Genomic DNA, 13121 nt, shown 5'->3' with positions numbered 1-13121 from the left:
CGCCGGCCGGCTGGCGGCCGACATGGGCGGCCAGCTGCTCACGCTCAGGTTTGGCCGCGAAGACGAGTCGGAGGCCGACCTGGTCGGCATGGAGCTTGCTGCCCGTGGCGGCTACGACCCACGCGCCGGGGTGAGCCTGTGGAACAAGATGGCCGCGGCCAGCAAGGGCGCGCCGCCGCAGTTTTTGTCGACTCACCCCTCGGGGCCGACGCGCATCCAAGACATCCAGGCGAGCCTGCCCAAGGTGGAGGGGCTGTACGCCAGGGCGCCCAAGCCGGAGCAACGGTTCGGGCCGCCCAAGCCACCGGCCGCGCCGGCCGCCGGCAAGGGCTGAGCCACCGCAGCCTCACCAGCGCGACGGCAGCGTGGGCGCCAGGTGAAAACGCCCCGCCTCGACCGAGATGTAGCCACCCTGCTCCAGATCCTTCAGCAGGCGGCTGACCATCTCCCGCGAACAGCCCACTCGGCTGGCGATGTCGGCGTGGGTGAGCCGCTCGACGATCAAGCGGGTGCCGTCGGCCTGCGCTTGCGCCAGCTCGTCGAGCAGCCGGCTCACGCGGCCATACACGTCGAGCAAGGCCATGTTGCGCGCACTCTGCGTGGCCAGCCGCGCCCGCCGGATCACCCGCGAAATCAACTCGAACGCAAACTCCGGGTTGGCCGCAATGTGCTCGCGCAAGGTCTTGCGCGTGACCACCGAGCACACCGTGGCTTCGAGCGTGATCACCGAGGCCGAACGCGGCCCACCGTCCAGGCTCATCTCGCCCAGGTACTCGCCGGGACCGTACACACCGTAGACGATCTCGCGGTCGCGCTCGTCGGTGGAGAACGATTTCACCCGGCCCGACAACACGATGAACAGCGTCTCGCCGACGTCGCCTTCATGAATCAGCAGCGTGCCTTTGCGGTAGCGCCGGGGCTCGCCGCGCGCCACCAGGGTGCGCAGGTCCTGAGGCCAGGAGGAGTCGTCGGGCAGGGTCGCCGGGGCGGCAGAGTCCATGAGAGCGCGGCAGAGTGGTCGGCCCGCGCATCATCGCGCGGAACCGCAGCACGCTGCAACGCAGCATTGCCGGCGCAATGCCTGGCGCCGGGCCGCCCCAACCGACAGGGGGCCGTTGTTGTCAGTGCGGCAGCGCGGTCTTCATCGCCAGTGTGATCGGCGGCAGCACCGTCACCCGGCTCACCAGGTCGCGAATGCTCGCGGTCTGGGTCTTGGTGCGGATGCTGCTGATCTGGGTGCGGATGGTCGACACCGCCACGTCGCAGCGGCGTGCCACTTCCTTGGGGCGCAGCCCGTCGCACAGCGCCTGCAGCACCCGCGCTTCGGCGGCGGTGAGGCCCTGCGTGCGGGCGAAGAAGTCGACCGTCAGCGCCTCGCAGCTTTGGCGTTTGCCCAGCACCAGCAGCACCAGGGCTTCGCCGCCGGGGCTGTCTTCGCCCAGGGGCACGACCGCCAGCGACAAGGCCTGGTGGGTTTCGCCCAGGGCCAGCAGGCGGCGCCGGCCGAGGGCTGCGTCGGCCAGCGCCTGCATCAGGAGGGCTTGCTGCTCGCGCCGCGCCGCGTGCACCGCGCCGCCGGCCCACACCAGGCTGCTGCCCAGCCCCAGTTCCTGCCGGGCAGGTTGATTGGCGTGGCGCAACACGCCGCAAGGGGTGACGAGCAACATGCCGTGGTCCATCTCGTCGAGCATGCGCGCCAGCCAGCGGGTGATGGCTGCGGGGTCCGTTCGCCGCTCGGGCCCGAGGTAGCTGCCGTCTGCGGGTCGGGTGGCGGTACTGCAAGACTCCAACATGATGCGTTCCCCTGGTGGTTGTCGGCGCGCTGACCAGCCCCTCGCCGTGACCCCCAATTTAGGGATGACGCGGCGCCGACGAGGGTGAATCCGACCCGCTGGCGTGTGACTTATTCACCTCGCCGCACGGCACAAACTGGAGAACTCATCCCGGCTCGGCGGATCATCCAGCCCATGAACAGCATCCAGACCCCGGGCTCGCGCAGCCTGCTGCGCGACGAGCGGCTCAAGGCACTCATTCAAGACAAGCTGCAGGCCTTTGACGTGCAGCGCCATTCCGCGCAGGCGCAGGCAAGGCCTTTGCTGGCGGCCGCGGTGGCCATTGCCATCGTTGACGAAGGCCATGGCGCCGACCTGCCCTCCTTCCCTCGGCATGCGCAGTGGAGTGCGCAGGCTGCCTTGCTGCTGACACGGCGCTCGCTGCAACTGCGCAAGCACGCGGGCCAGTGGGCGCTGCCAGGCGGGCGCATCGACGCGGGCGAGACTGCCGAGCAGGCCGCCCTGCGCGAGATGGCCGAAGAGGTGAATCTGTCTCTCGATGCCAGCGCCGTGATGGGCCGGCTCGACGATTTTGTGACCCGCTCGGGCTTTGTGATCACGCCGGTGGTGGTGTGGGCGGGCGCGGCACACGACATCGTGCCCAACCCCGACGAGGTGGCCGGTGTGCACCGCATTCCGGTGGCCGAGTTCCTGCGGGCCGATGCGCCGATGCTGGAGCAGACCGAACACAGCGAGCACATGGTGCTGCGAATGCCCGTGGGAGCGGACTGGATTGCGGCACCCACCGCCGCCCTGCTTTACCAGTTCAGAGAGGTGTGCATCGAGGGCCGGAGCACCCGTGTTTCACATTTCGAACAACCGGTGTTTGCCTGGAAGTGACGCCAGGCTCGGGTCAGCGTGTGACGCTGCCTTCTTGAAGGGCGAGGTCGAGCAAGTCGCTGATCTGCTCGATCAGCGAGTGCGGTTCATGCGGTGAACCGGCCAGCCCAAGAAGGGCATGCAGCGGCGGGCGAGAAGGTGTCTCGATGGGCTGCTGCGGGTCTTCTGTGGCGAGACCGTGCAGTGACACCGTGGCGGGCCGGCCGGTGAGGTCGATCATGGTGCCCACCATGCGGGTGGCGTTGCCGCCAGCGTCGCGCTCCACGGCCCGGCCGCGCGACAGCACGGTTCGGTAGCCCGAGCCGTTGCTGCGCAACCGGAACCGCATCTCATAGCTGGACACGTGGCCGGCGAGGTGCGAGCGCAACGAAACCTGCATGGGCTCCAGGTCGTCGGGGTGCACCCGGCAGCGCCAGAAGCCGGTGCTGTCGGACTCATGGATGCGCGGAAATCCGAAACGCGCCTTCCATGGGGGTGAGTAGTGAACCATCTCCCGGCAGGGATCCAGGTCCCAGACACCAAACGTGCCGTTCTCGATGGCCAACCGCCAGCGTTGCAATTGGACGATCCGCTCCGGCGTCATGCGGTGGGTGATGTGGTAGGTGGCAAGGTCAAATTTTCCCACCATCGCATGCACGGTGCCGGTGCCGAACCTGCCCCACCGTGCCGTATGGCGCACTCCAGGCCCGCATGCGCTGCGGGCCGTCAGCGTTTCTTTTCGGGCTCAGGCCAGCACGCGCAGCAACCAGCGGTTGAGATCGCCGATTTCTTCGGCGCACACCGAGTGCGGCATCGGGTAGTCGTGCCATTCGACGGCGTGGCCGAGCGCGGCCAACGCATCGCGCGAGGCCACGCCGCTGGCGAACGGCACCACCGGGTCTTGTGTGCCGTGGGCCAGGAACAGCGGCACGTCGCGGTTGGCGGCACTGCGTTCGGTGGCGGTGCTTGCGGCCAGCGGCAGGTACCCCGACAGGCCCGCCACACCCGCTAGGCGCTCGCCGTGGCGCAAGCCGGCGAGCAGCGCCATCGCGCAGCCCTGCGAAAAGCCGACGATCACGATGTGCGAGACGGGAACGCCGCGCTGTTTTTCAACGGCGATCAGCGCTTCGATCAGGGCCTGCGATTCACGCAAACCTGCTTCGTCTTCGCGGCGCGCGAGGTCGTTGCCGAGGATGTCGTACCAGGCGCGCATCACGTAACCGCCGTTGATGGTGACCGGGCGCTCCGGTGCGTGGGGCAGCACGAAGCGCACCGCGCCAACGGCGCTCAGGTCAAGCTCTTTGGCGATGGGCGCAAAACCGTGGCCGCTGTCGCCCAGCCCGTGCAGCACGATGACGGTACGCTTCGGCGAGGGGCCGGTTTCGATCTCGAGGGTGTCCAGTGACATGGGGGCTCCGCTGTTGGCTGAGCGCCGATCGTAAGGGTCTCAGCGGGTGGTGGCGCCGGCCCCGCGAAACGCGCCCGGCGTGTCGCCCGTCCAGCCGCGAAAGGCGCGGTGGAACGAGGCCGTGCTGTCAAAGCCCAGCTGCGCACTGATGGCGTTGATGGGCTCGTGGCCCTTGGTCAGCATCTGCAAGGCCATGTCGCGGCGGAACTCGTCTTTCACGCGCTGGAAGCTGGTGCCTTCATCGGCCAGACGGCGGTGCAGCGTGCGTGCCGACACATGCAAGGCCTCGGCCGCGCTCTCGGCGGTGGCAGGCAGCGGCAGCCGCTCGGCCAGGTAGGCGCGCAGGCGCAGGCCCAGGCGCTTTTCGTGCTCGCTCACGAACATCCAGTCGCCAGGTGCGCGCAGCAAAAACTCGTTCAGCTCGTGCTTGTTGCGGCGGATCGGCAGCTGCAGCAGCTCGGGTTCGAGGTGCATGACAGCCTGTGCCTGGTTGAAAAAAACCGGTCCCGGGTACAACGCCTGGTAGTCGTTGGCGAAGCTGGGCCGCTCGAACGTGAAGTCGACCCGGATCAGCGGCAGGCGCTGGCCCACCAGCCAGGAGAGCACGCCGTGCACCACCTTGAGCAGCATGTGTTGGGCGAGCGGTTTGCAGGGCAGTGGGGTCTGGCTGGAAACGAGTGCGATGCGCACGTGGTGGGGGTCGGGTTGCAGCGCCATGTGAAGGTCGTCGTGCAGCATGCGCGATATGTAGGTCCACCGGTGCAATGCCACCATCATGTTCTTGGCATCCATCAGCGCCAGGCAGTTGAATTTGAGTGAGCCGTGGCGAAACGCACGCGGGAACAGCCGCAGCATTTCATCGTCGAGTGCGAAGGCGAGCGCACGGTAGATGGCCGAGAACTCGGCTTCACCGATGCGGGCGTCGGGCTCGCCGAGTCGCCGCGGGTCCAGGCCCACCTGTTGCAGCAGTTCGGTGTTGTCGGGCGAGACCTCGGCGGCCTGCAACAGGGCCGCCAGATAACCCATCGAGAGAGTCGGCGTCAGCACTTGAGCCATGGCATTGAAAATAGCACGCGTAACCGGGCTGCGCGACTGGTGGAAGCCTGGGCTTCCACGCTGTGTGAACGGTTTTAGAAGCGGTAGTTGAAGCCGATGGCGATCATCGGGATCGCCTTGATCTTGCCCACGCCGTCGCGGATTTCGGCGAGCTCGGCGTCGATGTCGGATTGTGGCACCTGGCTGAAGTTGGTGCCGCTGTGCGACTCGGTCACCTTGGCCTTGCCGATCGATGCGCCAAGATCGAACACAAAGCCCCAGCCGGTGCTCAGCTGGTGCCCGTAGCCCAGCCCCAGGTAAGGCGTGGTCTTGGGGAACTCGATCTTCACGTTGAGCCGGTCGCTCGAGTCGGTCGGGTAGCTGTTGTTGCCAATGGTGACCGGGGTGCCGTTGCCCTTGGCGACCAGGTCGACCTTCATGTTGTTGAAGGTCACGCCGCCGGTGAAACGGAAGCCACCACCGGCGAAGGGAAACCAGTCGCCAAACACGCCGGCGCGGTTGTAGGTGACCTTCCCTTCGTAGTCGATGCCCTCTTCACGCTCGTTTTTCTCGCGGCTGCCGAGGGTGCCGAAGTCGCCGCGCACGGTGAATTGGGGTGACAGCGCCTGGGCAAAACCCAGCATCACGCCGTGCGTGCCGATGCCGGTGTACACCTCGCCGGCATTCGCGGCCGCGGCCAAGGTCAACGCCGCCAGGGCGATCAGGGTGCGCTTCATGGTGTTCCTTTTGAAATCTGACCCTGCACAACGCAGGTGAATCTCATTCTAGGAATGGGGGGTCGGGCGGAATCCACCAAACAGCCGATGTGGCGTGACGCTTTTCACCCGATCTACAGGTCGGCTTGCTGGCGGGGTCAGTCGAGCAGCTCGGCGGGAATGTTGCCCCCGTTGGCGGCGATGTGGGCGAGCACGTTCTTGTGCAGCCAGATGTTCATCTGGGCCGAGTCGCCCATCAACTCGTCGGGGCAGCGCAGCTCGACGGCCAGCGCCTTGCGGGCGGTGAGGCTGCTGTCGATGTCGAGCAGCTTGAGCAGGTCGACGATGGAGGTCTTCCAGTTGAGCTTTTGCGGGTTGGCCGCAGCGCGCTGCTCCAGCTGCGCGACCACGTCGACCACCGCGATCGGGTTCACCACGGCGGCGGCCGGCACGGCGCTTGGCGTGGACGCAGCCGCTGGGGGAGGGGTCACCGAAGCAGGCGTGACGGGCGCGGCAGCCGCGTCTTTCATGCCGAGTTTTTCGAGGATGTTGCTGAAAAAACCCATGGGGCGCTCCCGAATGAATGGTCAGAGGCGCATGGTAGGCCGGATGGGTTACAGCGTGAAGTCGTAATCGATGATCAGAGGCGCGTGGTCGGAAAAGCGCTGCTCCAGAAAGATGTGTTCCTTGCGGGCCAGCGCGGCGAGCGCGGGCGTGGCCAGGTGGTAGTCGAGCCGCCAGCCCACGTTTTTGGCATAGGCCTGGCCCCGGTTGCTCCACCAGGTGTATTGCTCGGCCTTGTCGTTGAGCGTGCGAAACACGTCGACCAGGCCCAGCTCGTCGAGCGTGTGCGTCATCCAGGCGCGCTCTTCGGGCAGAAAGCCGCTGTTCTTCTGGTTGCTGCGCCAGTTCTTGAGGTCGATCTGCTTGTGCGCGATGTTGATGTCGCCCACCAGGATGAACTCGCGCTCGGCCTTGAGCCGTTGCAGGTAGGGCGTCATCAGCGCGAGAAAGCGGAACTTGGCAAGTTGCCGCTCTTCGCCGCTGGAGCCGCTGGGGAAGTAGCAGCTGATGATGCTCAGTTTGCGCGTGGGGGTGTCGAAGCGCACCTCGATGTAGCGGCCTTCGGCGTCGAATTCGGGGGCGCCGATGCCCACCACCACGTCGCTCGGTTCCTTGCGGGAGTACACCCCCACACCCGAGTAGCCCTTCTTTTCGGCGAAGTGGAAGTGGCCCTTCAAATCATGCAGGGTGTCGAAGCGCTCGGCGATGTCGGCGGCCTGCGCCTTGATCTCTTGCACCCCCATACAATCGGCGCCCAGGGCCTCGGCCCAGCGCAACAGACCCTTGGTGGCGGCAGATCGAATGCCGTTCAGATTCAAAGACACCAGTCGAAACACGAGACATCCCTTCGATGAGCCCCAACGCGCAAAACAAGTCTTTGGAACAAGATGGCCTGGCCCAGGACTTCGTGAAGTTCTCGGTCGAAGCGGGTGTGCTGCGGTTTGGGGAGTTCAAGACCAAGGCCGGGCGACTGTCGCCCTATTTTTTCAACTCAGGCCTGTTCGATGACGGCGCCAAGCTGGGGCGGCTCGCAGAATTCTATGCCCGGCGTTTGCTGGCGTCGGGGCTCGAATTCGACATGCTGTTCGGTCCGGCCTACAAAGGCATCACGCTGGCGGCCGCCACGGCGGTAGAGCTGGCTCGCCTGGGGCGCAACGTGCCCTTCTGCCACAACCGCAAAGAAGCCAAGGACCACGGCGAAGGCGGCCTCATGGTGGGCGCGCCGCTCAAAGGCCGCGTGGTCATCATCGACGACGTCATCACCGACGGCGCTTCCAAGCGCGAGTCGGTTGACATGATCCGTGCGGCCGGTGCACAGCCCGTTTCCGTGCTGATTGCCATGGACCGCATGGAACGCAAGGGAGGCGATGACAACCTTTCGCCCCGCTCGTCCGTTGAAGACTTTGAGCTGGAGTACGGCATGCCGGTGTTGTCGATTGCGACCCTGGCAGACTTGCTGCAGTATTTGAAGTCAACCCGCGACCCGGCCCTGGGCGAGCACCTCGCCCGTGTGGCCGCCTACCGCGAACGTTATGGGGTGTGATTTGTTGCATTCACGCGCTGTTCGACCTGCTCTGTTCGTGGGCCTGCTGGGCCTGGCGGGCAGCGCCTCGGCGGCCATCTACAGCTGCGTCGACGCCAACGGGCGCCGCCTCACCTCTGACCGCCCGATCGCCGAATGCCTGGCGCGCGAGCAGCGCCTGCTCAATGCCGATGGTTCGATCCGCCGGGTGGTGCCCCCCACGATGACGGTCGACGAGATGGCCGAAGCCGAGGCCAAGAAGCGCCAGGCCGAAGCCGACCGTGCGGCGCAGCAAGACGCCGTCCGCCGTGACCGCAATCTGCTGGGGCGATTCCCCACCCAGGCGGCGCACGACAAGGCGCGTGAAGCGGCGCTCGACGATGTGCGCAAGGGCGTGAAGTTTTCCGAAGAGCGCCTGGCCGACCTGCAACGCGAGCGCAAGCCGCTGTTCGATGAGGCCGAGTTCTACAAGGGCAAGAAAATGCCCGCCAAGCTGAAGCAACAACTCGATGCCAACGACGCGGCTGCCGCCGCCCAGCGTTCGCTGGTGCAAAACCAGAAAGACGAGATCACCCGCATCAACGGGCTCTACGACGTGGAGCTCGGCCGGCTGAAAAAACTGTGGAGCGGCACGCCGATCGGCTCGATGGGGGTGGTGCCGGCGGCGTCATCGCCGCCCGCCCTGCGCAAGCCGGCGAGCAACTAGCCCGCCGGGCTTGGTTCAGCCGAGCTTCTTCTTCAGAAGCTCGTTCACCGCGGCTGGGTTGGCCTTGCCCTTGGTGGCTTTCATGGCCTGGCCAATGAGGGCGTTGAAGGCCTTGTCCTTGCCGGCGCGGTATTCCTCGACCGACTTGGCGTTGGCGGCCAGCACCTCGTCGAGGATGCGCTCCATCTCGCCGGTGTCGCTCATCTGCTTCAGGCTCTTGGACTCGATCAGGGCATCAACCGAGCCTCCCTCGGACCACAGCGCCTCGAACACCTGCTTGGCGCCGTTGTTCGAGATCGTGCCATCGGCGATGCGCGTGATGAGCTGAGCCAGCGTGCCGGCGTTGACGCGGCTCGAATCGAGCCCCAGGTCTTCCGTGTTCAAACGCCTCGAGATTTCGCCCATCATCCAGTTGGCCACCAGCTTCGGTTGCCCGCTGGCCTTGGCAGCCTCTTCGAAATAGGCGCCAAACGCCTTGTTCTGCGTGACCATGGCTGCGTCGTACGCCGGCAGCCCGTAGTCCTTTTGAAATCGCTCGGCCATCAGCCGGGGCAGCTCGGGCATCTCGCTCTTCACCCGCTCCACCCACTCGGGTGCGATCACCAAAGGGGGCAGGTCGGGGTCGGGGAAGTAGCGGTAGTCGTGCGCGTCTTCCTTGGTGCGCATGGCGCGGGTTTCGCCGCTGTCGGGGTTGAACAGCACCGTGGCCTGCACGATCTCGCGGCCGTCTTCGATCTCGTCGATCTGCCACTGGATCTCGTAGTCGATCGCCTGCTGCATGAACTTGAAGCTGTTCAGGTTCTTGATCTCGCGGCGGGTGCCGAAATCGGCGCCGGGCTTGCGCACCGAGACGTTGGCGTCGCAGCGGAAGCTGCCTTCTTGCATGTTGCCGTCGCAGATGTCGAGCCACACCACCAGCGCGTGCAAGGCCTTCGCGTATTCGACGGCTTCGACGCTCGCGCGCATGTCGGGCTCGGTCACGATCTCCAGCAGCGGCGTGCCAGCGCGGTTGAGGTCGATGCCGGTTTGCCCTGCGTAGTCTTCATGCAGCGATTTGCCGGCGTCTTCTTCGAGGTGGGCGCGGGTCAAGTTCACCTTGTGCCTGACTTTTTCTCCACTCGAACCTTCGACGAAAAACTCGACCGAACCGCCTTGCACCACCGGCGTTTCGTACTGGCTGATCTGGTAGCCCTTGGGCAGGTCGGGGTAGAAGTAGTTCTTGCGCGCAAAGATGGAGAGCGGCGCGACCTTGGCGCCCACCGCCAGGCCGAAGCGGATGGCGCGTTCGACGGCGCCGCGGTTCATCACCGGCAGCGTGCCGGGCAAGGCCAGGTCCACCGGGGATGCCTGTGTGTTGGGCGCCGCGCCGAATTGGGTGGATGAGCCGCTGAAGATCTTGCTGCGGGTGGAGAGCTGGGCGTGGGTTTCGAGGCCGATCACCACCTCGTAGCCGCGGATGAGTTTGGGAGTGCTTGCCATGTCAGTAGCCGGCCGGTGCGCGGGCGTGCCAGTCGGTTGCTTGCTGGAAGGCGTGCGCCGCGTGCAGCAGCTGTGCCTCCCGGAAGTAGTTGCCGATGAGCTGCAGGCCCACCGGCATCGAGGCCCCGTCCGTCTGGGTCGCAAAGCCTGCGGGCAGGCTCATGCCGGGCAGGCCGGCCAGGCTGGCGGGCAGGGTGAAGATGTCAGCCAGGTAATTGGCCACCGGGTCGTCGCTCTTGTCGCCCAGCTTCCACGCCACCGTGGGCGCCACCGGGCCGGCGATCAGGTCGCACTGGGTGAAGCAGGCCTGGAAGTCGTCGGCAATCATGCGGCGCAGCTTTTGCGCCTGCAGGTAATAGGCGTCGTAGTAGCCGTGCGAGAGCACGTAGGTGCCGATCATGATGCGGCGCTTCACCTCGGGGCCGAAGCCTTCGGCGCGGCTCTTCTTGTACATGTCCAGCAGGTCGGTGTACTGCTTGGCACGGTGGCCATAGCGCACGCCGTCGAAGCGACTCAGGTTGGACGACGCTTCGGCCGGCGCAATGATGTAGTACACGGGGATCGACAGCTCGGTGCGCGGCAGGCTCACATCGACCACCGTCGCACCCAGCTTCTCGAACTCGGCCAGCGCGGCGCGCACGGCGCCATTCACATCGGCGGCCAAGGCGGCGGGGAAAAACTCGCCGGGCAGGCCGATGCGCAAACCCCTGAGGGGCTGCGCGGCGGTGGCGCCGGCACGCGCCTGACTGAGCGCGGCGGCGAAGTCGGGCACGCTCTCTTGGGCGCTGGTCGCGTCGCGCTCGTCGAACCCACTCATGGCATTGAGCAACAAGGCGCAGTCTTCGGCGCTGTGCGCGAGCGGCCCAGCCTGGTCGAGGCTGGAGGCGAACGCGATCATCCCGTAGCGAGAGCATCGGCCATAGGTGGGCTTGATGCCGGTGATGCCGGTGAAGCTGGCCGGCTGGCGGATCGAGCCGCCGGTGTCGGTGCCGGTGGCGGCGGGCACCAGGCGTGCCGCCACGGCGGCGGCCGAGCCGCCCGACGAGCCACCCGGCACGCGGCTCGCGTCCCAGGGGTTTTTCACCGGTTTGAAGGCCGAGTTTTCGTTGCTGGAGCCCATCGCGAACTCGTCGCAGTTGAGCTTGCCCAGGGTCACGAGGCCCGCCTGCGTGAGCTTGTGCACGACGGTGGCGTCAAAGGGGCTGCGGTAGTCGCCCAGCATCTTGGAGCCGGCGGTGGTGGGCAGCGCCCGGGTGACGAAGATGTCCTTGTGCGCCAACGGCACGCCGAGCAAAGCGCCGCGCTCACCGGCCGCACGCCGCTGGTCGGCGGCCTGGGCTTGTTGCAGTGCAGCGTTTTCATCGACGCAGAGGAACGCACCGAGATGTTCGTGAGCGGCAACGCGTGCGAGCAGATGTTTCGTCAATTCGACGCTGGAGACACGTTTGTCGTCCAGCGCGCGGCCCATGTCGGCCGCGCTCAGGTGGTGCAAATCCTTCATTCGATGACCTTGGGAACCAGGAACAAACCGTCTTCCACGGCGGGTGCGCTGCGTTGGTTCAGCTCACGCTGGTTGGTCTCGGTGGGCACGTCGTCGCGCAGGCGCAAAGCGACGTTTTGCACCGCTGACAGCGGGGTGTAGAGCGGCTCGACACCGCTGGTGTCGACCGCGCTCATGCGCTCGACGATGGAGAAAAAGCCGTTCAGCTGTTGCAGCATGGCCGCCTGTTCCGAGGCCTGCAATTCGAGGCGGGCCAGGTGGGCGATGCGGCCGACGTCTTGGGGTGTCAGGGCCATAGGAAATGCAGTCTGGGAAGGGTGTCCGAGGGGTCGGAAACCAGGGGTGATGCAGTATTATCCCCGGTTATCCACAAGCCTCTTGAGGCCCCTGAAACCCAATGTTTTCAAAGGGTTTGCCGTCTTTTCAAGAAGTTTGGAACCCTATTGCGCCTGCGCGGTCGGCTTGATCGAACGCACTCACAAAGAAGCCCCGTCACCCACACCGGAACCACATCGTTCGCATGCCCTTGGCCACCATTGGCTTCGTGTTTGTGTCGATCTGCCTCAAAAAAACATGTTCGCATCCCTGCGTCGTTATTTCTCCACCGATCTGGCCATTGACCTGGGCACCGCCAACACGCTGATCTACGTGCGTGGCAAGGGCATCGTGCTCGACGAGCCTTCGGTCGTCGCCATCCGCCACGAAGGCGGCCCCAACGGCAAGAAGACCATCCAGGCCGTGGGCGCCGAAGCCAAGGCCATGCTGGGCAAGGTGCCGGGCAACATTGAAGCCATCCGACCGATGAAAGACGGCGTCATCGCCGACTTCACCGTCACCGAGCAGATGCTCAAGCAGTTCATCCGGATGGTTCACGACTCGAAGATGTTCCGCCCGAGCCCGCGCATCATCATCTGCGTGCCCTGAGGCTCCACCCAAGTTGAGCGCCGGGCCATCCGCGAATCGGCCCTCGGCGCCGGTGCCTCCGAGGTCTACCTGATCGAAGAACCGATGGCCGCAGCCATTGGCGCCGGCCTGCCGGTGAGCGAGGCCAGCGGTTCGATGGTGGTCGACATCGGCGGCGGCACCACCGAGGTCGGCGTGATCTCGCTCGGCGGCATGGTCTACAAGGGCTCGGTTCGCGTCGGTGGCGACAAGTTCGACGAAGCCATCATCAACTACATCCGCCGCAACTACGGCATGCTGATCGGCGAGCCCACGGCCGAATCCATCAAGAAGCAGATCGGCTCGGCCTTCCCCGGCTCCGAAGTGAAGGAAATGGAAGTCAAGGGCCGCAACCTCAGCGAAGGTGTGCCGCGCAGCTTCACCATCAGCAGCAACGAGATTCTTGAAGCGCTGACCGACCCGCTGAACCAGATCGTCTCGGCGGTCAAGAACGCGCTCGAACAAACCCCGCCCGAACTCGGCGCCGACATCGCCGAGCGCGGCATGATGCTCACCGGCGGCGGCGCCTTGCTGCGTGATCTGGACCGCCTGCTGGCCGAAGAAACCGGCCTGCCGGTGCTGGTGGCCGAAGACCCG

At 65.8% G+C, this 13121-nt stretch carries 15 protein-coding genes and 1 pseudogene; 5 read left to right on the top strand and 11 right to left on the bottom strand.

Annotated features, from left to right (window positions below; genetic code table 11):
- Window positions 1-334 (top strand): M48 family metalloprotease (locus RMO40_RS19120; protein ID WP_309724764.1); only part of this gene is annotated, 334 nt, incomplete at its 5' end.
- Window positions 335-346: 12 nt separating this feature from the next.
- Here the strand turns inward: RMO40_RS19120 and RMO40_RS19115 are convergent.
- Together RMO40_RS19115 and RMO40_RS19110 are read right to left on the bottom strand one after the other, a co-directional pair.
- Complete coding sequence (locus RMO40_RS19115; protein WP_309724763.1) at window positions 347-1000, bottom strand: cyclic nucleotide-binding domain-containing protein; 654 nt, start codon at window positions 998-1000, stop codon at window positions 347-349.
- 121 nt (window positions 1001-1121) lie between these two features.
- Window positions 1122-1793, bottom strand: coding sequence for a LuxR C-terminal-related transcriptional regulator (locus RMO40_RS19110; protein WP_309724762.1), 672 nt, complete (start codon window positions 1791-1793; stop codon window positions 1122-1124).
- A gap of 174 nt (window positions 1794-1967) precedes the next feature.
- Here RMO40_RS19110 and RMO40_RS19105 point away from each other — a divergent pair, with 174 nt between their 5' ends.
- Entirely contained in the window at window positions 1968-2672 is a 705-nt protein-coding gene (locus RMO40_RS19105; protein WP_309724760.1) for a CoA pyrophosphatase, read from the top strand.
- Between the two features lie 13 nt (window positions 2673-2685).
- Here RMO40_RS19105 and RMO40_RS19100 read toward each other — a convergent pair whose 3' ends face one another.
- From RMO40_RS19100 to RMO40_RS19075, 6 genes are all read right to left on the bottom strand, one after another.
- Window positions 2686-3300 (bottom strand): PAS domain-containing protein, encoded by a 615-nt coding sequence (locus tag RMO40_RS19100; protein ID WP_309724758.1) that lies wholly within the window; start codon window positions 3298-3300, stop codon window positions 2686-2688.
- Between the two features lie 96 nt (window positions 3301-3396).
- Window positions 3397-4059 (bottom strand): dienelactone hydrolase family protein, encoded by a 663-nt coding sequence (locus RMO40_RS19095; protein WP_309724755.1) that lies wholly within the window; start codon window positions 4057-4059, stop codon window positions 3397-3399.
- A 39-nt stretch (window positions 4060-4098) separates the two neighbouring features.
- On the bottom strand, window positions 4099-5115 hold the full coding sequence (locus RMO40_RS19090) for an AraC family transcriptional regulator ligand-binding domain-containing protein (RefSeq protein WP_309724753.1): 1017 nt from the start codon (window positions 5113-5115) through the stop codon (window positions 4099-4101).
- 74 nt (window positions 5116-5189) lie between these two features.
- Window positions 5190-5831 (bottom strand): hypothetical protein, encoded by a 642-nt coding sequence (locus RMO40_RS19085; RefSeq protein WP_309724751.1) that lies wholly within the window; start codon window positions 5829-5831, stop codon window positions 5190-5192.
- A gap of 137 nt (window positions 5832-5968) precedes the next feature.
- Entirely contained in the window at window positions 5969-6376 is a 408-nt protein-coding gene (locus RMO40_RS19080; protein ID WP_309724750.1) for a DUF3597 family protein, read from the bottom strand.
- 48 nt (window positions 6377-6424) lie between these two features.
- A complete protein-coding gene (locus RMO40_RS19075) occupies window positions 6425-7210 on the bottom strand; it encodes an exodeoxyribonuclease III (RefSeq protein ID WP_309724748.1) in 786 nt (261 codons plus the stop codon).
- Between the two features lie 14 nt (window positions 7211-7224).
- Here RMO40_RS19075 and pyrE point away from each other — a divergent pair, with 14 nt between their 5' ends.
- Window positions 7225-7917 carry an orotate phosphoribosyltransferase gene (gene pyrE / locus RMO40_RS19070; RefSeq protein WP_309724745.1) on the top strand — a complete coding sequence of 231 codons (693 nt, stop codon included), beginning with the start codon at window positions 7225-7227 and terminating at the stop codon, window positions 7915-7917.
- Between the two features lie 37 nt (window positions 7918-7954).
- A complete protein-coding gene (locus RMO40_RS19065; RefSeq protein ID WP_309724743.1) occupies window positions 7955-8602 on the top strand; it encodes a DUF4124 domain-containing protein in 648 nt (215 codons plus the stop codon).
- A 15-nt stretch (window positions 8603-8617) separates the two neighbouring features.
- Here RMO40_RS19065 and gatB read toward each other — a convergent pair whose 3' ends face one another.
- Genes gatB through gatC form a run of 3 tightly spaced genes read right to left on the bottom strand, consistent with a single transcriptional unit; the run spans window position 8618 to window position 11878 of the window.
- Window positions 8618-10081, bottom strand: a complete 1464-nt coding sequence (gene gatB, locus RMO40_RS19060) for an Asp-tRNA(Asn)/Glu-tRNA(Gln) amidotransferase subunit GatB (RefSeq protein WP_309724742.1) — start codon at window positions 10079-10081, stop codon at window positions 8618-8620.
- A gap of 1 nt (window position 10082) precedes the next feature.
- Entirely contained in the window at window positions 10083-11582 is a 1500-nt protein-coding gene (gene gatA, locus RMO40_RS19055; RefSeq protein WP_309724740.1) for an Asp-tRNA(Asn)/Glu-tRNA(Gln) amidotransferase subunit GatA, read from the bottom strand.
- On the bottom strand, window positions 11579-11878 hold the full coding sequence (gatC, locus tag RMO40_RS19050; RefSeq protein ID WP_296689698.1) for an Asp-tRNA(Asn)/Glu-tRNA(Gln) amidotransferase subunit GatC: 300 nt from the start codon (window positions 11876-11878) through the stop codon (window positions 11579-11581). The genes gatA and gatC overlap by 4 nt, the downstream gene beginning before the upstream one ends.
- Before the next feature lie 277 nt (window positions 11879-12155).
- Between gatC and RMO40_RS19045 the strand changes: the two are divergent.
- Window positions 12156-13121, top strand: a pseudogene (locus tag RMO40_RS19045) (rod shape-determining protein); the annotation flags it as partial.

It is taken from the genome of Rhizobacter sp. (assembly GCF_031412075.1).
In the GTDB taxonomy this organism is placed as follows: Bacteria; Pseudomonadota; Gammaproteobacteria; order Burkholderiales; family Burkholderiaceae_C; genus Rhizobacter.
Note: the sequence above shows the minus strand (reverse complement) of the source record. Positions and strands in the feature narration are given on the sequence as shown.

Coding starts and splice junctions, on each gene's coding strand:
- RMO40_RS19095 (WP_309724755.1), bottom strand. CDS start 4,059: ATGTCACTGGACACCCTCGAGATCGAAACCGGCCCCTCGCCGAAGCGT.
- RMO40_RS19110 (WP_309724762.1), bottom strand. CDS start 1,793: ATGTTGGAGTCTTGCAGTACCGCCACCCGACCCGCAGACGGCAGCTAC.
- RMO40_RS19090 (WP_309724753.1), bottom strand. CDS start 5,115: ATGGCTCAAGTGCTGACGCCGACTCTCTCGATGGGTTATCTGGCGGCC.
- gatA (WP_309724740.1), bottom strand. CDS start 11,582: ATGAAGGATTTGCACCACCTGAGCGCGGCCGACATGGGCCGCGCGCTG.
- RMO40_RS19080 (WP_309724750.1), bottom strand. CDS start 6,376: ATGGGTTTTTTCAGCAACATCCTCGAAAAACTCGGCATGAAAGACGCG.
- gatB (WP_309724742.1), bottom strand. CDS start 10,081: ATGGCAAGCACTCCCAAACTCATCCGCGGCTACGAGGTGGTGATCGGC.
- gatC (WP_296689698.1), bottom strand. CDS start 11,878: ATGGCCCTGACACCCCAAGACGTCGGCCGCATCGCCCACCTGGCCCGC.
- RMO40_RS19105 (WP_309724760.1), top strand. CDS start 1,968: ATGAACAGCATCCAGACCCCGGGCTCGCGCAGCCTGCTGCGCGACGAG.
- RMO40_RS19115 (WP_309724763.1), bottom strand. CDS start 1,000: ATGGACTCTGCCGCCCCGGCGACCCTGCCCGACGACTCCTCCTGGCCT.
- RMO40_RS19085 (WP_309724751.1), bottom strand. CDS start 5,831: ATGAAGCGCACCCTGATCGCCCTGGCGGCGTTGACCTTGGCCGCGGCC.
- pyrE (WP_309724745.1), top strand. CDS start 7,225: ATGAGCCCCAACGCGCAAAACAAGTCTTTGGAACAAGATGGCCTGGCC.
- RMO40_RS19100 (WP_309724758.1), bottom strand. CDS start 3,300: ATGGTGGGAAAATTTGACCTTGCCACCTACCACATCACCCACCGCATG.